Origin of the sequence: Aneurinibacillus sp. Ricciae_BoGa-3 (assembly GCF_028421645.1) — a bacterium.
GTDB lineage: Bacteria > Bacillota > Bacilli > Aneurinibacillales > Aneurinibacillaceae > Aneurinibacillus_B.
In genome coordinates this window covers 2,270,969-2,294,765 of sequence record NZ_CP116887.1, presented here as the reverse complement: position 1 = coordinate 2,294,765, position 23,797 = coordinate 2,270,969, and the positions used below count along the sequence as shown (strand labels likewise).

General features: G+C 42.0%; 19 protein-coding genes and 5 pseudogenes. 10 read left to right on the top strand and 14 right to left on the bottom strand.

What is annotated here, in order from left to right:
• Positions 1-38 precede the first annotated feature (38 nt).
• Both PP175_RS29925 and PP175_RS11665 read right to left on the bottom strand, forming a co-directional pair.
• On the bottom strand, positions 39-278 hold the full coding sequence (locus PP175_RS29925; protein WP_442870465.1) for a DUF1450 domain-containing protein: 240 nt from the start codon (positions 276-278) through the stop codon (positions 39-41).
• A 50-nt stretch (positions 279-328) separates the two neighbouring features.
• Positions 329-1,300, bottom strand: a complete 972-nt coding sequence (locus PP175_RS11665; RefSeq protein ID WP_272442955.1) for a cupin domain-containing protein — start codon at positions 1,298-1,300, stop codon at positions 329-331.
• A 268-nt stretch (positions 1,301-1,568) separates the two neighbouring features.
• Here PP175_RS11665 and PP175_RS11660 point away from each other — a divergent pair.
• The 4 genes and pseudogenes from PP175_RS11660 (at position 1,569) to PP175_RS11645 (ending at position 4,179) form a co-directional block, all read left to right on the top strand.
• A pseudogene (locus PP175_RS11660) lies at positions 1,569-2,932 on the top strand (transposase).
• Between the two features lie 236 nt (positions 2,933-3,168).
• Positions 3,169-3,597 (top strand): FtsZ/tubulin family protein, encoded by a 429-nt coding sequence (locus tag PP175_RS11655; protein WP_272442954.1) that lies wholly within the window; start codon positions 3,169-3,171, stop codon positions 3,595-3,597.
• Positions 3,525-3,962 (top strand): hypothetical protein, encoded by a 438-nt coding sequence (locus tag PP175_RS11650; protein ID WP_272442953.1) that lies wholly within the window; start codon positions 3,525-3,527, stop codon positions 3,960-3,962. The genes PP175_RS11655 and PP175_RS11650 overlap by 73 nt, the downstream gene beginning before the upstream one ends.
• Positions 3,934-4,179, top strand: coding sequence for a hypothetical protein (locus PP175_RS11645; protein ID WP_272442952.1), 246 nt, complete (start codon positions 3,934-3,936; stop codon positions 4,177-4,179). The genes PP175_RS11650 and PP175_RS11645 overlap by 29 nt, the downstream gene beginning before the upstream one ends.
• A 504-nt stretch (positions 4,180-4,683) precedes the next feature.
• Here PP175_RS11645 and tnpC read toward each other — a convergent pair.
• Positions 4,684-5,676: pseudogene (gene tnpC, locus PP175_RS11640) on the bottom strand (IS66 family transposase).
• A gap of 262 nt (positions 5,677-5,938) precedes the next feature.
• Between tnpC and PP175_RS29920 the strand changes: the two are divergent.
• Positions 5,939-6,025, top strand: a pseudogene (locus PP175_RS29920) (IS66 family transposase); the annotation flags it as partial.
• 20 nt (positions 6,026-6,045) lie between these two features.
• Here the strand turns inward: PP175_RS29920 and PP175_RS11635 are convergent.
• From PP175_RS11635 to PP175_RS11605, 7 genes are all read right to left on the bottom strand, one after another.
• Positions 6,046-7,875 (bottom strand): IS1182 family transposase, encoded by a 1,830-nt coding sequence (locus PP175_RS11635; RefSeq protein WP_272442951.1) that lies wholly within the window; start codon positions 7,873-7,875, stop codon positions 6,046-6,048.
• Positions 7,876-8,695: 820 nt separating this feature from the next.
• A complete protein-coding gene (locus PP175_RS11630; protein WP_334314201.1) occupies positions 8,696-10,363 on the bottom strand; it encodes a thiamine pyrophosphate-binding protein in 1,668 nt (555 codons plus the stop codon).
• Between the two features lie 19 nt (positions 10,364-10,382).
• A complete protein-coding gene (locus PP175_RS11625; RefSeq protein WP_272442950.1) occupies positions 10,383-11,987 on the bottom strand; it encodes an ATP-binding protein in 1,605 nt (534 codons plus the stop codon).
• 534 nt (positions 11,988-12,521) lie between these two features.
• Positions 12,522-13,733, bottom strand: a complete 1,212-nt coding sequence (locus PP175_RS11620) for a Y-family DNA polymerase (protein WP_334314213.1) — start codon at positions 13,731-13,733, stop codon at positions 12,522-12,524.
• 496 nt (positions 13,734-14,229) lie between these two features.
• Positions 14,230-14,490: a metal-sensitive transcriptional regulator gene (locus PP175_RS11615; RefSeq protein WP_272442949.1), complete on the bottom strand. Its 261-nt coding sequence runs from the start codon at positions 14,488-14,490 to the stop codon at positions 14,230-14,232.
• 319 nt (positions 14,491-14,809) lie between these two features.
• A complete protein-coding gene (locus tag PP175_RS11610; protein ID WP_272442948.1) occupies positions 14,810-15,037 on the bottom strand; it encodes a sulfurtransferase TusA family protein in 228 nt (75 codons plus the stop codon).
• A gap of 24 nt (positions 15,038-15,061) precedes the next feature.
• Entirely contained in the window at positions 15,062-16,192 is a 1,131-nt protein-coding gene (locus PP175_RS11605) for an MBL fold metallo-hydrolase (RefSeq protein WP_272442947.1), read from the bottom strand.
• A gap of 1,270 nt (positions 16,193-17,462) precedes the next feature.
• Between PP175_RS11605 and PP175_RS29915 the strand changes: the two are divergent.
• The 5 genes and pseudogenes from PP175_RS29915 to PP175_RS11585 form a co-directional block, all read left to right on the top strand.
• Positions 17,463-17,981, top strand: a pseudogene (locus PP175_RS29915) (spore germination protein); the annotation flags it as partial.
• Positions 17,982-18,057: 76 nt separating this feature from the next.
• Positions 18,058-18,174 (top strand): hypothetical protein, encoded by a 117-nt coding sequence (locus tag PP175_RS29910; protein ID WP_442870464.1) that lies wholly within the window; start codon positions 18,058-18,060, stop codon positions 18,172-18,174.
• 34 nt (positions 18,175-18,208) lie between these two features.
• Positions 18,209-18,472, top strand: coding sequence for a spore germination protein (locus tag PP175_RS11595; protein WP_442870440.1), 264 nt, complete (start codon positions 18,209-18,211; stop codon positions 18,470-18,472).
• Between the two features lie 165 nt (positions 18,473-18,637).
• Positions 18,638-19,990, top strand: coding sequence for a cytochrome ubiquinol oxidase subunit I (locus PP175_RS11590; protein WP_272442946.1), 1,353 nt, complete (start codon positions 18,638-18,640; stop codon positions 19,988-19,990).
• Positions 19,987-21,021: a cytochrome d ubiquinol oxidase subunit II gene (locus PP175_RS11585; RefSeq protein WP_272442945.1), complete on the top strand. Its 1,035-nt coding sequence runs from the start codon at positions 19,987-19,989 to the stop codon at positions 21,019-21,021. Before PP175_RS11590 ends, PP175_RS11585 begins: the two co-directional genes overlap by 4 nt.
• Positions 21,022-21,357: 336 nt before the next feature.
• On the opposite strand, the pseudogene PP175_RS11580 reads toward PP175_RS11585, so the two are convergent.
• The 4 genes and pseudogenes from PP175_RS11580 to PP175_RS11565 form a co-directional block, all read right to left on the bottom strand.
• Positions 21,358-21,827 (bottom strand): annotated as a pseudogene (locus tag PP175_RS11580) (rhodanese-like domain-containing protein); the annotation flags it as partial.
• A gap of 634 nt (positions 21,828-22,461) precedes the next feature.
• Entirely contained in the window at positions 22,462-22,791 is a 330-nt protein-coding gene (locus tag PP175_RS11575; protein WP_272442944.1) for a class I SAM-dependent methyltransferase, read from the bottom strand.
• 19 nt (positions 22,792-22,810) lie between these two features.
• The gene (locus PP175_RS11570) at positions 22,811-23,071 is read right to left on the bottom strand and encodes a metal-sensitive transcriptional regulator (RefSeq protein ID WP_272442943.1); all 261 of its coding nucleotides are present in this window, start codon (positions 23,069-23,071) and stop codon (positions 22,811-22,813) included.
• 85 nt (positions 23,072-23,156) lie between these two features.
• Positions 23,157-23,771 (bottom strand): 5'-nucleotidase C-terminal domain-containing protein, encoded by a 615-nt coding sequence (locus tag PP175_RS11565; RefSeq protein WP_272442942.1) that lies wholly within the window; start codon positions 23,769-23,771, stop codon positions 23,157-23,159.
• Positions 23,772-23,797: the final 26 nt, after the last annotated feature.

Genomic DNA, 23,797 nt, shown 5'->3' with positions numbered 1-23,797 from the left:
TCCTCTTCTTCATACAAAAGAAGAGGAGTATTTCTTATTTAGTTATTCGATGTCCCGTGCCGAATTGTTTGAAGGATTTTTTCTACCAGCGTGCTGCCGTTCCCCGCTTCGATCGTGGTTAGTTGAATTCGGCAAAAAGGCTGTGTTCTGCATGCCAGGCATCTCCTGAAACAATCAACAATACAAACTTCCACCTCATCATGATATTCCCTTCTAAGCGCGTCGATCGCTCTAGCAGTCTCGGCAAGCTTACTGTTCTGCTCGCAAAACTTGGCCACTCTCACTCTATTCCATTCCTTATCGTTCAAAACACATGCAGGGGTGTTTTTTAAGACTCCTGATCATAATGCGTAAACTGAATATCCAGCGTCCGAAGATACGTTTGGAGACCGGCATCCTGGATTGGAATAATGAATGCAGGCTCATCTGATTCGTTGTGGTGCGAGTGCCACAGGCCTGGCGGCGTAACGAAAGCCTTTCCGGTTACCCAGTCAATACGAATTGGATCAATGATTTGTTTCGTCACCGGATCGATTTTATCCCCAACAAGCGTATAAGTACCTGGCGCAGCATAAGCAACAAAGTCAAGCGCCACCGACTTATGGCTATGAGGCGCCTGGTTAGAACCAACAGGTACAATACCAAACATAGCCCAAAGCACATGTGTTATGGTAAGGGTCTGGTCGAATTTTTGGTTGTTAAGCAGTATGGAGATACGGTTCTTTAAATGGGCATCCGGAGCGTTTGCCACTTCATCCAGTTTTGCCTGTGCTTGTTCAGCTGTGAAAAGAGTTGGCTTAAAACGAGATTCTGTCGCCTTCGCTCCAAGATAATCGAGCAGCGGAGTGTCTAAAATATAGTAAATGGTTGTGTCTTCTTCCGCAGTATGGCGGCTAACGGATCCGGATGGAAGCGTCAAAAAATCGCCTTTCTTCCAGTTGATTGTATCCCCATTCACCTCTGTTGCGCCCGCTCCAGAGATAATATAGTAGAGTTCGCTTGTTGCGTTGGGTTGTGTCGTAATCGTATCCCCCGCCTCAATTCTTATGAAGTGCGCAAGAAGCGATGGGCTTGTGGCAGGATATTCTGTTCTTAGTTCTTTGGAAAGGTCAAGCGTGACCATTCGGGTTTGACCCGCATTATATAATTCAGGACCAAATTGTACGGCCGGGATTGGACTGATAATTCCACTCCCTATCGGATCGGCCGCTGTCGTATATTCATAGTAACGCGCGTCACCTGTCCAGTTTTCGTTTACCGTTCCAACAGATAATTGCCCGGGTCGAGCATTGGCAGACATATCAAGACCTCCAGTTATCTTTAAGTTAGTTCATACTGAAATGTGGAAATTTTTATTCTATTGTTATTTTATAGCAAATTAATGGTAAAGTACAATGCTTATGTACCGGCCAACGCATTCATAAGGTAAGGCTTTCTTACTTGAATCAATTTCATAACTCAAAACCCTTGAACCGTAAGGTTCAAATCAACATCAAAAAAGGAGTACCTCCCCAAATCTCGAATAGAGTAGTTGTGCAAACAACTCAATGAGAAAGGTCGGTCTCCTCATGTACTCAATTCGGCAAGGATGTTTATTTTCCCTGCAAGATTTATTAGATTTAGAACCTACCCAGCGCTACACAGCAATTTTTGAAGGGATAAACATCTTTCCTTTGCTAAAAAATGTATCAAAGAAAGTGCGGAAAGGTGCTCCACAAACACTTAATTATCCCTCCATGATTTACGCTTTATTTGCTCGTATTTTAGAAGGCATTCCAACGGTTAAGTTTCTTGTTCGTCGATTAAAAAAAGATATGCTCTTCTTTTTAGACTGCGGTTTTGCTCTTTCGGATCGAATTCCATCTGAAGCTTCTTTTTCCCGTTTAATCCGTAAAATCAAAGCCTCAAATGTGCTGGATGAAATGAATCACGCACTTGTCCTGAAAGCAGTTGAAGAAGGTTTTATAGATGGTGAACATATTGCTATTGATGCGACTCATATTGAAGCGAGAGATCAGGCTCCACACAAGGAAGAAAGTAAAGTGGGAGAACCCGTCAAAGAGCCTAAAAAACGCGGTCGCAAGAAAAAGAAGCCTCTGAATCATACAAAAAAGAACAAGAAGAGATTCAAAACGCGCTTCCTCTTTTTGAACAGAAAATCGAACAACAATTAAATCACACCTTCGGTGAACTTCAGAAAGAGATGCCATGCATTCCTAAGTGGAGAATTAAGAAGAACTCTGAGAACAAAAATGTTTTCTGGTTTGGATACAAGCTTCATTTAGCTGCGGAAACTAAAAGTCAATATATCTTGGTTCACTTGCTCTCTTCAGGAAATATGAATGATGCGAAAGCTGCTATTCCCCTGTTAAAAGGAGTGGCTGAGCATTTTCCCGTTCTTAACATCACGAAAGTGATGGCAGACGCTGGATATGACTACAATCCGATCTATGAACAGATCCATCGCATGAAGGCGGATGGTATTATTGCTTATAATAAGCGAAATGAAGCACCACCTATCGGTGTTGACAAGCATTTTGCACCCACATGTGTACGGGAGCATTCCTATCGTTATGACAGCTATGATAAGAAATACGAGACACTCAAATATACAAGACCCAAGGAATGCAGAGAATGTCCGCTAGCTCATGATACATTATGTCAAAAAATCATTAAAATCAAAAAGACAAAGGATTTACGGCGTTATCCTGCCCCAGCCAGAGGAAGTAAGGCATGGAAAGAACTTTATAAAGAGCGTACTTCTGTTGAACGAGTAAATGCCTATTTAAAAGAATATTTCCAGTTAAATAACATCCGATATCGTTCTGGAGATCTTGCAAGAGTTCACACTGATTTAATATGCTTACTGTTCAATGCCTCTAAAATTGCCGTTGACCGTATAAACATCAAATTGAATTGCAAAGCAGCCTAGCTATTACGACGACCTACTGTCGTTTTAAAATCAAAATACTGAAATTCTGGGAGCCTTAGCATCTGAGCAAAAAATGATTATGAAATTGATTCAACTGGCTTATTTTTTGAACCGGTATTTTTGTTCTTAAATCCGCACTTGATTACACATACTTTCTTACGGATAACGGAAAAACAGCAACAGCATATATGGGAGAATTCCTTAGCAAGAACCCTGAGTTATTTAGGTCCAGTAAAGTGATTGTGGTAGTAGCTTCGCTGGGGGGCGGAACGGGTATCGGATCCATAAACATGGTGATCGACGTCTGCGCTGATTATGTTGGTAAAGCGGTTATGGCCATTGTCAGCCTGCCAAATCCTCATATCGATGAAAACATCAATGCATTCGAGGCACTTAAGGAAATCGTGCCTAAGCTCGAGGAGTTCCGGGAGGATACAGAGGGCAACTCATACCGCGCGCTGGAGAATCTCATAATCATCGACAACAAAAAAATCATCGATGAGCATATCCAGGCAGTGGAGAAGGGCACAATAGAGGTCAATCTGTCCTGGGACCGCTATTCAAATTATAAAGTGGCTTCCGTTCTCCATGAATGGAATGTAGCAACCACTCTCGAATCGATAAATCGCTCGATGCAGAGGACTTCAAAAATAAATTACTCTTAACAGGCGGTATTCTCACGTTTGCAAAGAAAAAAATCAACCTACAGAACGGTGATCTGAAAAGCGAGAACGATTTAATAGACGCTATCGTTTTCACCTACCGCGAGAAAAATGTGCTAGCCAACGGGTTCGATTACCAAAATGATGCCATCGCGTTTGGTATCAAAATCGTCATGCCGAAGAATACCGAGAAGATCCTTAACCAGGATACGTTGGAAAAAATCAACCGCCGGCTTCAGGAAGAGTTAGAAGGCGTGCCAGTGTATTACGGCCGGTCAACATGGGACAGCAAGCATGCGCTTGTGTACACCATCTGCAGCCTGCGCGGCCTTCCGGGACGTGCCAAGAACCTCAAACAAAGAGTCTGAGGAGCTGCTGGCGAAACAGCGGGAGCGTGAAGCACGACATTCTGGATTCGATATCGGTGGCGAGTTGAGTGCAGCTCAGAACCGTTCGGCCAGTTCCCGGACAAGGGCTGGAAGAGCAGCTGCGCCTGCGAATCCTTTTGCAGCACTTCCAAAGTCGAAAGAGACTACCGAGAAACCGTCAAAACCTTTTAATCTGTTTGATCAAATTAAGAAATAAAGTATCAGAAAAGCCTAGCAGTTGCGGGGCTTTATTGTTTATGGGTCATCGGCACTTCGGAAATTTTGTGCGCTATAGAATGTCCGATAATAACAGTTATGCAAACAACATGCATCAAGGTTTGGTATAAGTGCATATTAAACACGAGAGTTACTTCATAGCTCCTCCTAACACGGTGAAGATGTGTCGATATACGGCACATCTTTTTAGCATGTCCGTTTTTACTTATCTCATAAAAAACGCATGTTGCCGAGGGACGCCCAACATGGGTAAATGACAGCTACAGCACAGCCAGACCGAATTGGTCATTCATCGTTGTTCATCGTTATATATTCATAATAATGTTCTGAGGTGCCTATCAGGTCCGATAATAGCAGTTACTATGTTATCGGATATACACCCAAAAAGAGTCTATTGAACACTTGTCCATAACAAAGATAAAACAAAATCATATTTATATATGGAGACTACATTTTAAATATAGAAAAAACGTAACTACTCAGGTCAGTTGAAAAAAAACTGACCTCGACCAACTAAAATTATAGAATCAAGTAGATTCCTTCCCTGTTTTCGCATAGTGGAAATAAAACCACGAATACGCGCAAACTGAATAGCGCCTTTTTGCGTACGAAAGGAACCTGATACTTTCTCTTTTACTTTTACCATTCGGATATCTCGCTCTGCCTGACTGTTATCAAAAGGCACAAGAGCATTCTGAAGAAACCGCAATATGTCGGCTTTGTACAAGATGAACCTTTCAGCTAGGTTTGCCGCTTTGCTCTTGGCTTTCCGTCCTCTTTTTCCCGATTCAGCAGATTTCAGAGGAGGACGCCATTCCTTGGCACCCCGGCTTAGAATTTCATCGTATCTGGTTTCTATGTTCGAGATTGCTTCAGGATAAAGCGGCCTTTCGGCCTCTAATACCTTTTTTCTTTCTTTCAGGGATTCTCGTAAGAGAATCTGCATGTCCGAAGCCCATTGGTGTTTATCATAATCAATGATGCCTTGGCACTCGCGAAGCAGATGCACGCCGCAAAGGGCATGCCTAAAACGATACTCATCGTTAAAATATGATTTCCAAAAATCATGGACGACTACTCCCTTATAGCGCGGCAGGACGTCGATAGCGTTTATGGCTACTTTGCCTCACTTAGGATGGATATTGTAAAGAGTCCATCTCTCATTACAGACTGTATGTAACCAATGCAATTTACCTTCGATACGCATGCCTGTTTCATCGGCATGAACCAATTTACTATCCAGAAGATTTTGCCTGATCAGCCTTTCAATAGGCTCTAATTGAATCGAAAGTTTTTCGAGATGGGACAGTAGGGTAGCTTCGCTTGGCCGGTGTCCAGTGAGGTCTTCAAACAATTGGCTGATTCGTTCAAGGGGAAGGTGTTGATAGCTGTTCAAATAGGCGCACCACGCATTCCAGCTGTCGCCATACTGAATAGGCGCCTTCACTTTCTCCGGGAATGCGGCCTGTTGTTTCATATTGCAGTTTGGACAACACTTTATCGCTACTCTATGTTCTGTAAATATCAAGCGTGGAAGAGGAATGTCAACTACCTGCCTGCGCTTATAACTCTCAATGGGCACTTCGGCAAGGGAATAATGGCAATGCAAACAGGTATCAGGTTTATGCCATTTGATTTCATCTGGATTGTCAGCCATTTTAAGTGTATGTCCGTTATGCCCCTTCGGGGCACCTTTTTTCCCGCCAGAGGGCCGAAGGCCTGAAAGGTTCATCCTGTACAAAACCGACATATTGCGGTTTCTTCCGAATGCCTTTGTGCCCTTTGATAACAATCAGGCAGAGCGGGATATCCGAATGGTAAAAGTATATCTGAGTGCATGTCTCGGCTATGTAAACATGGATAGCGTTGTTAAGGCTAACGTCAGAAGGGGCTGTCTAAAAAGTCCCTGAAACAGTAAAGAAGCTGGCGAAAAGTTTTCTTTTTTCGCCAGCTTCTTTTTCGTTCTTATCGGGTCGAGAAAAGTGGCCAGACGGATGCTCGCCACTTTTAATAGGTTGTGTGCGAGTGCCACAATTCCGAACTCGACATTCACTTTATCGAGCCCTCGCAATGAAAATCGGCGGAACGACCGATTGCCCTTGATGTGACCGAACACGCTTTCTACTTCGACCTTTCGTCGGGCATAAATAGCGGCTTTGTCTTCACATTCAAGGGCTGCTTTTGCCTTTGCTTTCATTTCTTCAAAAACTGTATTCCAATGTACCTGGCGGTTTCCTTTAGCCTTAGTGCACTGCGGCTTTAATGGGCAGTCTGTACAATCCTCACATTCGTAAATTTTATAGCTTTGTTCATGGCCGGACGCATTTTTTCTTATTTGATACTTTTTGAATACAACTTTGCGGTTATTCGGGCAGATGAAACAATCATCCTTTTCATCGTAGCTCCAATTCATTACGTTTTTGATGTCTTTTTTGGCTTTTCGAGTCTTTTCCTTCAGATAGGTCCCATACGGGATGAGGAAATCAAAGCGTGGCTCTTTTTCCTCCCCGATCGCATACAGATAGTTTTCTTCGCTCCCGTATCCCGCATCTGCGATGACGGTTTTGGGCATTGGCAAAGAGGAGGAAGTGAGCTTCTCCAAATGTGGAATGAAGCAGCGTGTGTCCGTCGGGCGTTGATGGATGGTATAAAATAGAATGAATTGATTTTCTGTTGCCATCTGTACGTTATAGCCAGGCTTGAGCTGGCCGTTTTTCATATGGTCTTCCTTCATCCGCATGAACGTTGCGTCAGTATCGATTTTGGAATAGCTGTTGCGGTCACCAAATGTTTCGTTCTGCACGTTGTATTTGGCCAGCCGTGGAAGAAAATCCTCGCGGATTAACTTGAAGGGTTTCTTCCATCCACTCCGTTTTTTCCGTTTCTCTTTACGGACCTGGGTATCCGTCTCTTCCTCGATCTCCCCTGATAAAGCACTCACGTGAGTTTCCAAACGAGCAGCGATTTGTTCCAATCCGGAAGGAGCGGTTCCTATATCCTGCAGACTTTCATTGAAAATCTCCAACTCCTCCGCCTTAGTCATCTCCTCGATGTGCCGCAGGGTTTCCTGGATTTTCTGCCTCAATTTCTCTTCGGAGCGGACAGTTGCTTTTTTCCATTCGAAAGAATACTTGTTGGCATTGTCTTCTATTTTCGTCCCGTCCAAAAAGTAATTTTCCATCGTGATATGGTTGTCCTCAATCAGCTTGAGGATCATGGTTTGAAATAACTGGTCCATCATAGGCTTCATCCGTTGCCCGCGAAAGTCGTTGATGGTTCGGTAGTCTGGTCGTTGCATCGCAGCCAGCCACATGGTGGGGAGATTCTCTTCCGTAAGCTTTTGGATGCCCCGGCAGGAGTACACTTTTTGGGAGTAGCCAAACAGGATGACTTTAAGCATCATTTTCGGATGAAACGGACGTCTTCCTCCGCCTGGATAATGGGAAAATAGGTGTTCATCAGGAATGGTCTCAACCATCTCATCCACCACACGTGCGACATGGTTTTCAGGGATAAGTTCCTCAATATCGAAGATGACCTGGACCTGGCGGTTGTTGTAGGGTTTGAATGTGGGGGCGTATTGTCTTTTTGAAACAATGATATTTTCTTCTTTTACCGCTAGAGGAAGAGTAGTTTGCGTGGTATAATTCTTATTAGTAATCATCTGATTGCTCATAAAAAATCGTCCTTTCTTGAATGTGGGTGTGGTAACTTTCATTTTACAGGAAGAGACGATTTTTTTGTGCTTTTTTATAGAAATTAAAGAGGGGCGCCGGAAAGTCAGATAAACCGACTTTCTGGACAGCCCCTTATTTATTTAGTTTTGAACATTCCGTGACCATTGTCTGAATACAGCTTATTACTTTTTATAGTGCTATAATCTGTTTTATAACGTATTAGCACGCGTTATCCCACTCCTAGTAATTGGAACTCCATACCCTTTTATGGATCCACAGCATATGTTGTGGATTTTTTTGGTTTGTAAGTTTGTTTTTAGGAATGCTTACAATTGTCTCCTTACCTAGGAACATCCCCCCATTCTGACCCTTCTGATAACGGAAGGGGTTTTTTTGTTTTAGGTCAATCATTTAGGGGGTAGAGATTAAGGACACCCTCAAAATCTACTCCCTTTCATTCCCTTCTGGTATTCAGGAGGGTTTATTTATTTTGTGGTTCTAATTCTCCTAGTCCAGCCGGTTAATGCTGCGCATCTCGCTAAAACCTTCCATCTTTGTTTTAATTTCTGAATGTTTTTTTCTGCTATGGTCTCAAGACCATCGTCCGTGTCTAGAAACCGCTTCCCCCTTCACCGCTACTGTATCCGATGCGTCAACTTATTGTACGCTTTGCCGGCCACACGGGTACATTTTCCACTTCCTGAAACCGTTTCTAAATATTACTTTCATTCGTATAATCTTGCAGTAGCGGCCTTTATATCGGAATTATCGATGCTCCCTGCATAATTACGAAAACCAAAATTCTTTAAATATTAGTGCTCAACCTCTAAGCATTGTCGGAGGAACTTCGAGAGGGTCCACCATCACTTCGATTACACTAGATTGAATATTGTTGAGTGCTTTCCGAATTGCTTTTTCGATTTCTTCGGCTGTATAGCACCTGGTCCCTTTTGCTCCAAGCGATTCTGCAAATTCCTTTACCTTAACACCCGTATTATAAATCGAACCTATCGATCTGCCCATGTGCCCTGCCATTCCTTTGTCTACCATATCCAGGCGGCTGTTATTGAACACGATAAAAATCACTGCTGCCTCCTCATTAACTGCGGTAGAAATCTCGGTACCATGCATAAAAAGTGAACCATCACCAGCAAGGCACATAATTGTTTTATCAGGTGATGCTATTTTTGCACCAATAGCGTAACCAAATGAGTAGCCCATGGTGCCAAACGCCGCATCGAAATGGAATGTTCCAGGTTCATATATATTGAAATTTTGAATAGCGTAAAAAGAATGGCTACCCTCATCACCAAATACAACAGCATCGGCTGGAAGATTAGCACGCAGTACCTTAATCGCTTCGACAGCGGAAATATAGGGTGCGTTCTTGGAACCAATCGAAGTAGTGGAAACAGCAGCTGCAGCCTCTTTTACTGCAGTGGTAAACGCTTGCATAACTTCCCCGCGGCTTCTGCTGGTGTCATCTGGAGCCCCGGCCAGAAGCACCTTTTGCAGGTTAAGTTTAATATCACCTTCTATGAAAGTTGTAGGTGCAGAGAAAGTTTTACCTATGTAAGTAGATTCACAATCAAAGTGGACAACTTGCGTCGGATACATATCTTTTATGAATCCTGCCATGGACATATCATTTAAACTAGAACCAATGACCACGGCTAAATCAATGCCGCTCTGTAGGTATGCCATGGCCTGCGGCGTGCCGCCAAGTCCGAAGCTGCCGAGAGAAAGCGGGTGATGGGTGGCAAACGTACCCTTACCACCTGGGGTGGTTACAACGGGGATTCCCCATAGTTCCGCAAATGACTGCACCTCTTGATAGGCATGTGAAGAATGTACACCTTTCCCCAAGATAATTAAGGGTTTTTGCGCTTTATTCAGGATGGGGGAAATTTTATCAATTTGTAACGATATTACTTGTGCACTGGTCTGTAGATGTATAGGAAAGAAATCAATTTCCTCTGATAAAACATCATGGGGAATAGATAAGTGTACAGGCCCCTTTGTTCCTGAAAACGCAGTTTCTACAGCGTGCTTCAAATACATTGGAAACTGATCCGCACGTTCAACTCTTCTGCTAAAGAGGGTGACCGGTTCAAATAGCTTCGCCATATCCGTTCCAAATGGAGTGGAATCCTGAGCAAGGGCTCTGCCCGTTTCTTTCATAGACGGATGTCCGGTAATAAAAAGAACCGGTAGATTAAAGGCTTTAGCCTGTCCTGCAGCTGTTATCATATTGGTTCCGCCGGGCCCGGATGTTCCAATAGCGACTCCAAGTGAACGATTTTGCAAAGCGTAACCAGAGGCTGCAAATCCTGCCCCTGCCTCATGGCGGCATAAAACGAAGTGGAGTTCATGTTTTTCGAGCCCAAATAACAAAGGAACAATAGACTTGCCGGGAATACCAAACACCGTTTTTACACCAAGGGCTTTGAGGTGATAAGCCAGCATAGATGCAACATTTTGCATCATACAACACATCCTCTTAATCTTATTTTTTCGGTAATAGGATAGTAAACGTAGTTCCAACCCCTTTTTCTGAAAAGACCATCATTTTTCCGTTATGACTTTCTATAATGCGATAGGAAATCGACAACCCTAATCCAAGACCATCTTCTTTCGTTGTAAAAAAAGGATTCATTATCTGCTGTAATTCATGTCTTTCCATACCGAAACCGGTATCTTTAATGTCAATCTGGATGTTATGCTCATCAAATTCCCTTAAACTCACATAAATGTGTCCCCCGGTTGGCATAGCGTCAATCGCGTTCTGCATGAGATTAATCAGTACCTGTTTAATTTGCATAGCATCAAGACTTAACATAATAGATCCGTAAGATGTGGTGAAATGTATTTCAACATTACGAAGCACTGCCTGACTGTACATAAAATGAACGGTTTCTAAAAGCAGTTGCGATATATCTTGTGATGTTCTTACAGGAGTATCAGGTTTGGCAACCACGATAAAATCCGTGACAAGTTTTTTAACTCTCTCAAGCTCGCTTTGGATGATGCCTAGATAATGTTGTTTAGAATCATCGGGCGGGAGTTCTTCTTTGAATAGATGGATAAATCCTGATATAGAGGTGAGTGGATTTCTTATCTCATGTGCAAAACCCGCGGATAACTTGCCAATGGCTGAGAACTTCTCTGCGGTAATGATCTGTTTTTCTAAATTGTGTCTATCCGTAATATCGCGAAACTGTCCATATGCTCCCGAAAGCTTGTTCTTTTCATCATAAATCGGAATGGTATCCAGCAAGCAGACTGTAGCGACGCCTTCCTCGGCTGTTTGTAATTCTATAAATATATCCTCATTTATTTTCTGATGTTCAAGCGTGTCCATCATGTATAGTCCCACTGGTTTAAAATCAACAATCGAGCGGCCTATCATTCTTTTTCTTTCTAATCCAGCGATTTTTTCGGTGGAATCGTTAATATCCAGGATGGTTCCTTCATTATCTGTGAGGATTATTCCATTCTTCGTGCTTCTCATCATGATCTGATTTAATAGAAATAATTTCTGATTTTGTTTATGAAGAAGCAATTCTCTTTCAACAGAATCTACGATTACCGATAGCATACCCAAATAAATGTTATTCGCATTGTTAATATTAGTGAAGATCGTTAAGGTACCTGATAGATTGTCAAAATTTCGATAGGTGAAGGGAACGGTATAGCAGGCTGCATTGCTTAGGTGATCATGAAAGTGATCGGATCCAATCAGTTTAACTGGCAGCATATGTTCCATGGCTAGGCACACAGAGCTAGTGCCCATCTGCTCCCTATTAAATCGAATACCAATGTTTATGCCAATTTTGTTTACGCTGTTTATAATGGATTCATCACCATACAGGTCCAGTACCGTTAATTCATCATCCGTAACCAGCAGCACCATTGGGTTGCTATTGGAAAAGAACAGCATTTTATTGGCAACAAAATTTATCTTATCGAGAATCTCTTTATAACGCGCTTGCTTTTCTTTAATTTCCTCTTTCGACACTTGATGGGGCCTTGGCATTTCTTGGGGGTTTAATCCTAAGTTGTGACATTTTTGATTCGATATCTGTATAAAAAGTGGTTGTTCACTGATCATTGCTTAACCCTGCCAATCAATTTCAATTTTCGATTCTATTTTTATATATTCCAAAATATAGTTCTATATCTGTATTGATTTTCCTGCTATATGTGAATTTATGGTTAATTTAGCGCACATTCATGGCCGAAGTGTTTCAGAAAAGGTGTGGTGAACATAATGTTCTGCCAGTTGGTACAATTTGCACGTTTCATAGCCCAAGAGCGACCACTATGGTATCACAGCTAATATAGCTGCGTGAGGCACAGCAGATACCGAAATTGCTCAATCGCTTCTCAAAGAACTAATACAACGAATGGAATCGATGACTCGATTAGGTAGTATTGCTAGTGCCGAGGATGTGGCGAAAGTGATTCCCTTTTATTCTGGGGATGATAGTGGATTTATGACCGGTTACGCACCGATAAAAGGCGGTTTTTCCATGGACTGGGTCTGCTGAAATTTAGTTCCTTAGATATTTTGAATTGGTCATATTATAACGCCCGGTCTTCTTGACCGGGCTACTTTTCTGTTTTTATCACCGGGTGATGCTTTTTACGCCCTATGCCTCCCTATCTGATTCGCTCGTTGCAGCATGATACCTGAATCGGTGTAACTGCTTGCGCGAAGTATTGCGGTTGGTCCGAACCGGTTTCTAATGGAGTCCATTACAAAACCAACTTCTCTTTTTTTGCTGTTATCCTGGAAAAGATTCAGTTGTAGGCCATCGTCCGTATCTAACTTTGTAATAGAAACATATACATTTCGAATCAGGTCGCCACGATAATTTTCTTTAAAAAGCTGCATGCACACCTCATATATATCCATTGTTACATTTGTGGCTTCATCAATGGTCCTAGAACGAGAGAAACCGCCTTCCCCTTCATCTCGACTGTATCCGATGCCTAAACTTATTGTACGGCCAACTTTGCCCGCCTCACGGGTACGTTTTGCTACTTCCTCTGAAAGTTCTAAAATGACGGTCTTCACTTCTTCCATTTTATAGTCACGTAGCAGCGTAATTCCGTGTGAGAACCCTTTTTCAGTATTTACAGGATCATATCCCATTGGTTCAGAGTTATCGATCCCCCAGGCATGATTTTGAAGCTGCAAAACCATAATCCCAAATGACTTCTCTAAATACTCTCTTGGAAACTTAGCAAGGTGTTCTATTGTTCTGATTCCCAAACGGTTTAAATTCCGCTCCATCCGGCTGCCTATCCCCCAAAATTCTTTAATCGGAACCGGCCACAACAACCGCTGTACATCTTCATATTTACAGTCAGCTATACCGCTAGACGAGCTTTTTGCGTGTATATCCAAAACAACCTTACTCAATAATGTATTGTCACCAATGCCTATTGTGCAGTATAAGCCTGTCTGGTCCCGCAGCTCTTTTTGGATTCGGTCAGCTACCTCCCGTCTGCTTCCAAACAGCCTCTGAGTGCCATTGGTACAGACCCATGATTCGTCAATCGAGTACGTATGGATCGCTTCGTATGGTACAAATTGGTTGAATAATTTCGTAATCTCCATTGATAAATTGAGATAATAACCCACATTAGCATTAACTACAATAATGTCTTTATCATTGGGGATCTCATAACGCCTACTCCCTGTTTTAATCCCGTAATCACGCTTCATAATGGGACTGGCTGCCAACACTACGCTGCCTGGACGGTTAACATCCCCTACTACTACAAGCTTAGCAGAAAGCGGATCTAACCCCCTTTTCACGGCCTCAGCGCTGGCGTAAAAACTCTTTATATCTAGTTTCTGTTTTAATACTATGTTTTGTATTAAGCTTAATCAGTAAAGATATATGTGCATACATATGTAAGAAAAGTCCCATCCGATAACCACTTTCATTAAGCACGCTAATCTAAAGTGGAGATTAAGATGGGGATAAAATAAATAAATTCCTGAAGTTTTATTAGTTTTAAGCATAATATCGATACGGTAGGCCGAGTATATAGGTACCCAATACTCATTCTAGTTACTATTAAACTTGTCAATCTTTAAATTACTTTTCTTCCAAGGAGTAAATTTTGTTTTTATTCTATCTTTGTGTAAATTTCATAAAAGAATAAAGAGGCATGGGACGATAACCATGCCTCTTGTCACTTACTTTTTGACATTCTATTATCACAAAGCATTCAGCAAGAATTGCGATCCAAAACGTTAACTAGCCAGGAATGAGTAAGAATAATGTACCAGCTTTAATCTTGGACTTAGGTTCATTGTCGCGATCGTTTGCTGCTTATTATCTACTCTTTACAAGTAAATCTACGGCTTCTTTAATGACTAATTCTGGATTGTTTCCTTTCTCCAATTCCTGTCGAATACATTCTTCCATATTAGTCGCTACAACCAGTCCAATCGCCCGATCTACGGCAGAACGAATGGCTGATAGCTGTGTTACAACTTCCCGGCAGTCTTTCTCTTTTTCCATCATGCTAAGTACTCCGCGAACTTGGCCCTCCATCCGTCGAAGTCGGTTTTTTATTTGGTCATTGTATTCCATGTAAATCACCTCACATATAGGGGGCACGAACCCGTGTAATACCCCAACTGGTATTGTAAATTATATAGCAATATTCGTCAATTCAGTGTATATAATAAATCATACAACCTGGTTTCATATTTCAATGATTTATTTTTCTTTGCTAAGTCTATCCATTCACTCCGTTTTCTAGCCCCTTTGCTTACTATAAACCAGGAGGTTTTTTACCATTTTCAGTTACCAATAAAAAAGGAAAAAGAACCGTTGTGAGATTCCTTTTCCCTTCACTAGTTTTATTAAATATTTTCTATTTCCTGATAGCTGTATCTGTAGTCTGATTTTATGCTTTTTTTACAAAGAAACGGTAAACGCCATTAACTTCTTCCATTTTCAACAATTTATGGTTCGTTGCTTTAACCCAACTTTGAAAGTCATTGACTGAACCTTTATCAGTTGTTTCAAGCTCCATAACCTGACCACTCTCTAAAGAATCGATTGCTTTTTTTGCTTTTACAATCGGCATTGGGCAGGAAAGTCCTTTTGCATCGACTACAATATTTGTCTCCATTTTTATTTCCTCCTTAGTATTTATTTATGAATGATGGACCGCACAGCGGTTAGGCCCAATTTCAAGCGCTGTAGCATCTTCTGCTGATATATTAGCAACTCCACGGTTGATATCAACAATTTGTTGATAATTTGGCGGTGTGACACCAGCTGCACCGGCTACCATTTCCGTGAACTTTTCGCGGTTTTCAGTTCGCATCACTTCATTGCTTTTCCGAATTTCCCCAAGAAGGGCTCCTACTACACCTTGATCACTAATTTCTTTGATGTCAGCGTAGTGTGTGGGGAGTATAAGCGTATCATCAGAAAGGTTTGCAATTTTTTTAAAAACTGTATCATACAAGGACTGCGCCCATTCCCTTGCCTTTCCTCCAAGGTCTGGACGTCCAAGGCCGCCAACAAAGATGGTATCACCAGACAGCAAGAATTTATCATTCACAAGGAAGGAAACACTTCCCGGGGTATGTCCAGGCGTTGGCACTGCTAGAACTTTAACATGAACAGAGCCAAAGTTAAATTCTTGGTGATCCTCCAGCGCTTTATAAGACAGCGAAGAGCCCTTCATTTCGTTACGAGAAATATAATAGTCTGCCCGTGTTTTATCTGCTACCTCGTGGCCGCCCGATATATGATCAGCGTGCAGGTGGGTATCCATTATATGTTTGATGGATGCCTTTTCTCTGTTGGCTAATTGAATATACTGTTCGGTATGGCGGCCCGGATCAATCACCATTGCTTCCCCTTGTGAAACGATAAAATAGGACAGGCATCCTTTGGCTAAACGGTTAACCTGAATGATTTTCATCTTATCATCCTGCATAACGGTTACCGGATGGTAAAACTGGCTCCATTCGAGCATCCCTTCATCCAGGACGCTCACCTGATATCCTTTTTCATCCAGTATTTCTCCAACCATTTTGGCACTGCCGCCTTTTGCACAGATTGTGACGATTTCCGTATTTTTTGGAAGGCCTTTGTACGTCTCTTCGTTCTCGTCCAGAAAGTCAAAATACGGCACATTGATCGACTCTACTTTCTTCCCTTCAATTTTCCAATCGCTATACTCTTCCGGATTGCGAACATCAAGAATAAATACATTTTCGCCACTGTTGATTTTGTCATGTAAATCTTTTGCATGGATCGTCGTAATAGCCACGAGTAAAACCTCCTTCAATGATATATATTTGTCCCTTAAATCAGATTCTCATTTTTGAAAAAGGGAGTAATATTCCTTACCAATATGTTCAATAATATACCCCATATGGTATATACCCTTATGGGTATATTATTGAACATATTATCTGTTTTGTCAACAACCCTTAACCCTCTTCTTACCTTTCCCTTTTCCAGTTTAACTCATGTATATTCTTCACACTGTCTTTAAAAAAGTTCTTTACAATACAAATACATTAAATAAGGAGGCGTAAGATAAAGAATAAAAAAGAACAGGTACCCGTGTTAACAACATTCCTCATTATTGCTGCTATCGGGTTAGTTCTTTGCTTTGGTTGGTATTAACATTCTAAAATTCCCCCTGCGTGAAATATCAGCTTCCTAAATAGGAATAGCATACCGATTACGTGGAAACGTCTTCCAACGCACCAACCGAAATTTTTATTTAACGACAGAAGAGAAGAAATTGAATCTTGGAAACGGCAAAACGTAGAGCCATAATGGAATCTATATCGGAAACGATCAAATTATCATGCACCTGCTCCAGGTAGAGGTTAAAAATTACCAAACTAAGTTCGTCATGGTACCAAAGCCACTTTGAACAGGTGCGTAGATACCGTTTAATTTATAAATTCCCATTTTTGAAGAACAGTGGGGGATTTTTTGTCATGCTTAAACGTGACTTTCGTTGTTTACTGTAACTGTAGTTTTGAATATTATAGGCAACATTACGAATGTAAACTAAAGTAACCCACCTCAAACTGAGCTGGGCTACGTTTTGGCATTTTCTTGTATTTGAAGCAGAGCTAGTAAAGTTAGGACATCTCCAATAAGAGAGAAAAAAGCACCTGCAATCTCTAGCTCGTTTTTCTCTTGTTTTTAAAGTAGAGCTAATAAAATTAGAACATTTCCAATCACCGTAAGGACATCACCGGAAAGCTCTAAATCTAGCGAAAGATCTGGATTAGCTGAACGATTTATCTTATCAGTAATTTTTCTCTCTCCCCCTTTTGTTCGTTTAACGCAAAAAAGCCCCCGGATTGGGGACATCAACAGATTTATGCCCTTTTTAGGGTATGCATTAAAAAGTCCAAATGTGATGTGAGTAATTTATATTCTGCGTTAAACATTCATTAAATACCGCTGTATTGTTCGTAGATGCCGAGAGTTAAAAGAATACACCGATGGATCACGGGAAACACTTCAATGGAGAAAAAAGCAGGTACACCATAAGAATCACTTAGGAGAAAGCTATGGATATTCCGAAAAAAACAACAGGTGAATTAACGATAGCCTGGCTTAGAGAGAAGTTCTCAACCTCTGTGGATATCATCTTTCGTGAATTGCAGGAGAAGAAAGTTACACAGGCCTATGTAAAAAGCATTTGCGACAGTAAATTGGTATCGGATTATGTCATTAAACCTTTTTACGAAATGAACCACGTTGAAGAATATGAGCAGTATATCCATTCCCAGCCCAGTACTACGGTGGCAGATAATAAGGAAAAGGCGCTTAAGGATATGCTTAAGGGTTCCGCGGCTGATTATCAACTATAAAGTTTATTTATTGGACCTAAAAATATCATTGAAAAAGCACCAGCAGATACCAAAGTTGAAACAACACTTCAGGGTCCTGAGAAATCGATTAGCCCTGACATTTATTCCTCCATGAATATGATCCGCCACCGATATCATAAAGCAACTCTCATCATCGAGACAACAGAGATTGGAAAGGACTCTCAAACCAGTATAGCTCTCCTGTATGACAGTCAGTACGCTGATCCTAAGATGGTACAGAACATCAAACAAAAATTAAAGGCAACCGTATTTCGTTACACATTTCTTAAAAATCTTACGATATATCGGACTATTTGCCACAACAATGCTTCCGGCGTTATACGTAATTATCGCTTCTTATAATCCTGAGATACTCCGGGTGGGAACTCGCATTATCCATTGCCGCTAGCCTTGCCGGTGTACCCTACCCTTCTCTGGAAGTATTGTTTATGATGCTTCCTATGGAACTCCTAATTGAAGCAAGCTTACGCCTACAAAAAACAATTGGAGGCACCGCCACAACGGTTGGGGGACTAATACTGGGGCAAGCAGCAGCTGAAGCAGGCCTGGTCAGCACCCTTATGATTATCCTTGTTGCAGCTACTGGGATTTCCAACTTTGTCATTCCCATCAACATTATGAGTTTTTCTTTTCGAGTTATCCGGTATTTTTTATTATTACCACACCGTTTGGCAGTATCTGTTTAATAATCAGCGGCATCATATTAATCGCGTATTTGGTTCACATAGACAGTATGGGTATGCCTTTCATAAAGTTGTTCCCCAAAGAGAAACAGTCTCCTTTTCGGATACAATCAGAAAAAATGGTAAAAATACCAGAGTAATAAGAATATCTGTGAAAGGATGAGGGAATTGGATCACGTTCTAATTGCTCGGTCGCTTTTTGGCATGACGATGGGATTTCATATTATTTTTGCCACGATGGGGGTTGGGCTGCCTTTGATGATTATGTTCGCGGAGATTTATTATCTGCGCACAGGGGATAGCGATTATGCGACAATGGCGCGGCGTTGGACCAAAGGCCAGGGAGTGCTGCTCGGCGTTGCCATTCCATCCGGTACGATTGCCGCAGTTCAACTTTCACTCCTATGGCCTGGGTTTATGAAGGTAGTTGGAGAAGTAATCGCGCTCCCGTTCCAGATTGAGATTTTTGCTTTTTTCCTTGAAACGCTGTTTTTATCGATCTATGTTTACGCAGCGGATCGGCTCTCGCCTGTTATGCGGCTTGTCAGTGTGTTCCTTGTCACATTGGGAGCTACTGCATCAGCCGTTCTCATCACCGATGTCCATACATTTGAAGCAACTCCTCAGGGGTTTAGCGTTAAGAATGGCGTCATAACTAACGTGGATCCATGGGCCGCTTTTTTTAATCCGGGTTTTTTTAACTCAGCTCTCCACGTTATGTTCTCCGCTTATATGACAGGAGCTTTTGCGATTTCATCGATTGCTGCTTATAAGATGTTAAAACGCAATGTTTCGCCGAAAGAGTATAACTTTCATCAGAAAGCGCTCCTGATGACGATACTTGTCGGATCCATCTCTTCGCTGCTTACAGCACTTAACGGGCATGAGTCTGCTAAACTGTTAAATACATATAATCCGGAAAAGCTTGCAGCCGCCGAAGGACTGTTTAGAACGACCAACTACGCTCCGCTTGCCATTGGCGGTGTACCGGATCCGATTAAAGGGCAGATTCACTATTCCATTGAACTTCCGGGATTCTTGAGCTATCTCGCAACAGGCCATTTTAATGGGACTGTTCGAGGGCTGTATGACTTTCCGAGGGAATGGTGGCCGCCCTTGTATGTCCATACGTTGTTTGATGCCATGGTAGGCATCGGATCGCTTTTAATCTTTCTGCCGCTTGTTCCATGGGCGCTTCGGAAAATTTTCAAAAAGCAGCTGCAGCCGCGCTGGCTTTTGTGGTGCTTTGTGCCATCCGGTATTCTCTCGATGCTGGCAACGGAATTTGGCTGGATATTCAGCTGTACCGGCCGGCAGCCGTGGACCATATATAAACTGCAAATGACGAAGGAAGCGGCTACCACTTCAGGCCATGTGGGTCTATTGTTTGCCCTTTTTTTGGTTATGTATGCGATCTTAGGCATCGCAACCGCCCTCGTACTGCGCTATTACTTCAAGAGGCATCCACTGAAAGAGGAACTGAGTGAACGGGAAACAGGCAGCGTGGTGACTTCCTCATGAGTGAAGCCTTAATCGCGATTTCTGTTTTATGGGCGCTCATCTTTATTTATGCCATAGCCGGATCGTTTGACTTTGGCGCCGGCTTCTGGGCAATGGTCTATGAGAAGGGAAATAATCCAAGTGCAGCAGGAATTGCCAATCGGTTTCTTTCGCCCTCGTGGGAAGTAACCAATACGTTTCTCGTGCTACTCGTCGTATCGGTTGTCTCCTTTTTTCCAAAGGCTTCGTATACGCTTGGCACTGTGCTTTTGCTTCCTGGAAGCTTAATTCTTATTCTTCTCACGATACGCAGCGCTTTTATGGTGTATTCACACTCAGTAAAAAGATACAGCTACAGTACCGGGTTGAGGGTAGTGTCGGGGATTACCGGGCTTCTTATACCGGGTCTCTTAATAAGTGTATTGCCCATTATACAAGGGGAATTTATTGACACTGCGGATGGCGTCCAACGGTTGCTGATGGGAAAGTTGTTTTCCTCCCCGACGGAGTACGCCTACCTTGGATTTGGCTTAGCAAGCACACTCTTTCTCTCAACCATTCTGCTTGCTGACTATTCCCGGATCGCAGGCGATGAAGAAGCGTACGGCCGCTATCGGCAGAATGCTGTATGGCTTGGCCCGCTCACCATTTTTATGGCCGTTCTCATCATACTCACCCTAAATAAATATGCGGGTTGGCTGATGGTTAATTTAAAGGCCAGGCAAGGTTGGTTCCTGCTTTCCATTGCCGCCTTTGCCGTTGGCTATGCGGTAATGTGGTGGAAGAGAGAGGGAAGGGAATTACCAGGCGTGCCGCGGCTTACTGTCGTCGCGATTGTTATTCAGTATGCGGTGGCCAGCTATGCCTATGGAGCGGCGCACCTGCCTTATATGGTGTACCCATACAGCACGGTGATGGAAAGCATTACAAACCGAAACATGTTTCATGCGCTGATCATTTCCTATATAGTAGGCCTGATTATTCTCCTCCCTGGTTTTATCTATTTCTGGCGAATGTTTTTAAAGGATAAGCGGTATGTAACAAATAAATAACATCAATCGAATTCTTAATACTTAATTCTGCACGTTGGTGGAGCAAAATACCTTTCTTCTTCTAAATGAATGGTTTCCGTCTAGACCCGTTTAGTGAGCCCCGGATGAATTAAAATGCCCCTCTAATTATTCCTAACAAGAGGGGCATTTTAAAAAATTCATTTTCAACAACTACTTCTATTCGTTATAGCGAGACATCCACAATAACATAATAACCATGCTCCCTTGCACTAATTTTATCAATACGTTTAACTCTGGGAACAGACAAGGTAACTTTGTTTTCCTCTAACACCCAATCTTCTGCTTTTCCAGCTAAATCAGGGCGGCCAATAGAACAAATTCTATAAACACATCCACCATTCGAACAGCATCAATGACAAGAGCTTCATCTCCTGATTGAATAAAGTAGGAGAGACAGCCCTTTCCAATTCGAACAAATTGATAGATGGAACCCCCACTTTTTAAATCACCTATTTTTATCGGCTCTAAATACTCACTCCAGGCCTTCATTCCGCCTTTTAGGTAAGCAACATCTCTCCCGGCTTCTGAACGCTCTTCAGCGACAAACTTCGAAGATCCTTCCTTCGCACATACAACAAGAACCTCTTTATTAACTGGTAATTTATCCAGAATGTGATTCACGCCTTCAAGCAGATCGAAGTAGGGAATATTTAAGTTTTTAACCATCTCCCCTTCAATTTTCCAACTCTGATAATCCTCTTCATTGCGAACATCAAGAATGAATACATTTTTTTATTGATAATCCGTTCAGTTGCCTCTGCTGCCGTCATAATTTTTACACTCATACATAATCCACATCTTCCTGTCTTTTCCTTCAATGAATGTTTATTGTATAGGGTCTCCTTTTTTCATCCAAATTATTTTTTTTGAATAAAAAAAGGCAACCCTCCCTTTTTAATATTTACCCCTATAGGTATATTAAAGACGATATTCTTTTACAAAGAAGAGAAAATGGTGAATAAATTGAATAAACCAGAAGTGTTTTGATTCTTACACCAACGAATGGTAAACTAGATAAGCGACTCCTGCCAGGAGCCAGATTAGCGTGCCAGGTGAAAGTGGTATTCGCTTTCGTGGAAACTGCTCACGCCTCTTGGGTAATTTTCCAACCACACGGTGAGCAATTTTGGCGGTTTCTCATCTATTCCACCTCGTTTATAGAACCTCTACTCTATCTATCATTTTTTAAAAATAGATTAGCAAGTTGGCAGCAACTGACTCATTAAATCCATTTTAATGGAACTTGCTCTACCGGATAGACAAAATGTTTATGATCCGTGAGATCAAAATCTCGACCACAAGCTGAACTTCTAATTAAACGCGTTAATCAGTTCAATAATGGTAGGAACCGACCAATGTATTCCATCCCAATCCAATCTTCACTAATAAGCGACAATAATATAATGATTAGGATTCGGTTTAGTTACCTGGGTTTGAAAACCTGCTTGCTCGAATTTTTTTGCAGAAAAGCTGGATATTTTCTGCATCGCTTTGGATAGGGGTAATATTCTTCACGCCTGCTGCTGCTTTTTCCTTCAAAGTCTCAAGCATTTTGGGTTCTACATCAACGCCATACACCGTACCGGAAGTTAAACAAGCAGCCGGAATTGTAAAATATCCAGGGCCACAGCCAATATCGGCTAGCTTATCTTGCTTTTTGAAAAGATAGGATTTCATCAGGCGGAAGAAATTTTCTTCTTTCCGGGTTGTCCAATTGCCTATGAGAGAAGGATCAAAACGATGTCCCATTGCGAAAACCTCCTTATGATTATTTGCTCTTTACAAGTAAGTCAACGGCTTCTTTAATCAACGGTTCCGGATTGTTGCCTTTATCCAGTTCGCGGATAATGCCTTCTTCCATATTATTCGCTACAACCAACCCCATTACCCGATCCACAGCCGAACGAATGGCTGATAGCTGGGTTACTACTCCCCGGCAGTCTTTCTCTAGTTCCATCATGCCAATTACTCCGCCCAATTGGCCATCAATCCGGTGAAGACGGTTTTTTATTTGATCATTGTATTCCATGGATCTCACCTCAAGTATGGGGAAAACAAACGATTAATACCCCTATAGGTATTATATTGAGCATTGAAGCATTCGTCAATGACCATTATATGCTTATAATAGTTGGTTTCATCTCAATCCTTACTTTTTCCTGTTGGATGAAATACTCCTTAAGGAGTTCAATAGCACGGACGTTCTTATTACCTTTCCGTGAATCATAGGCTTTAAAGATTTGCTTTCCACCTCCTGCAATCCGATACACTTTATCGGATTGCAGGGGTGATCCTTGCACCTCAATATGCTGAATACGATTTCCAGCCGGATTATAAGGCTTAAAAGCCATAAATAATCCCGAGGATCGGAGAATGTACCCGCCCTTCTGGTTAAATGGATCAGGTGCAAAAACATTTTCCGAATTTTTCTCCAGTTCATTTACAAGTTCTCTTCCCTCTAATTCAAGCGTGAATAATTCTGGATTGGCCGGGATGATTTGGTACAATTCTTTGACTTTTATGTTTCCAGGCAGCACCGGTGGGCCATACCTCCAGCCATTGGAAAAGGCAAGATCAGCTCCGGTAAATGATTGATAAGCATCCGTAATTAATTTATCCATGGGCGCTTCGTTCAATGTCATACGGTGCAGAGGCGAACAGAGCTTACCCACCTGCTCAGATAATATTTCTTCATATGGAGCGACCACTTTTTCTACCAGTTCCTCCATTTTCCGATCCGGTGAAAATTGCTCGG

What these genes read in the sequence shown, in the direction of transcription:
- PP175_RS11570 (WP_272442943.1), bottom strand. Translation starts at nt 23,071, where the DNA reads ATGGAATACAATGATCAAATAAAAAACCGTCTTCACCGGATTGATGGC.
- PP175_RS11575 (WP_272442944.1), bottom strand. Translation starts at nt 22,791, where the DNA reads ATGGGACATCGTTTTGATCCTTCTCTCATAGGCAATTGGACAACCCGG.
- PP175_RS11565 (WP_272442942.1), bottom strand. Translation starts at nt 23,771, where the DNA reads ATGGAGGAACTGGTAGAAAAAGTGGTCGCTCCATATGAAGAAATATTA.
- PP175_RS11585 (WP_272442945.1), top strand. Translation starts at nt 19,987, where the DNA reads ATGAGTGAAGCCTTAATCGCGATTTCTGTTTTATGGGCGCTCATCTTT.
- PP175_RS11650 (WP_272442953.1), top strand. Translation starts at nt 3,525, where the DNA reads ATGGAATGTAGCAACCACTCTCGAATCGATAAATCGCTCGATGCAGAG.
- PP175_RS11635 (WP_272442951.1), bottom strand. Translation starts at nt 7,875, where the DNA reads ATGAGCAATCAGATGATTACTAATAAGAATTATACCACGCAAACTACT.
- PP175_RS11625 (WP_272442950.1), bottom strand. Translation starts at nt 11,987, where the DNA reads ATGATCAGTGAACAACCACTTTTTATACAGATATCGAATCAAAAATGT.
- PP175_RS11665 (WP_272442955.1), bottom strand. Translation starts at nt 1,300, where the DNA reads ATGTCTGCCAATGCTCGACCCGGGCAATTATCTGTTGGAACGGTAAAC.
- PP175_RS11615 (WP_272442949.1), bottom strand. Translation starts at nt 14,490, where the DNA reads ATGGAATACAATGACCAAATAAAAAACCGACTTCGACGGATGGAGGGC.
- PP175_RS11630 (WP_334314201.1), bottom strand. Translation starts at nt 10,363, where the DNA reads ATGATGCAAAATGTTGCATCTATGCTGGCTTATCACCTCAAAGCCCTT.
- PP175_RS11610 (WP_272442948.1), bottom strand. Translation starts at nt 15,037, where the DNA reads ATGGAGACAAATATTGTAGTCGATGCAAAAGGACTTTCCTGCCCAATG.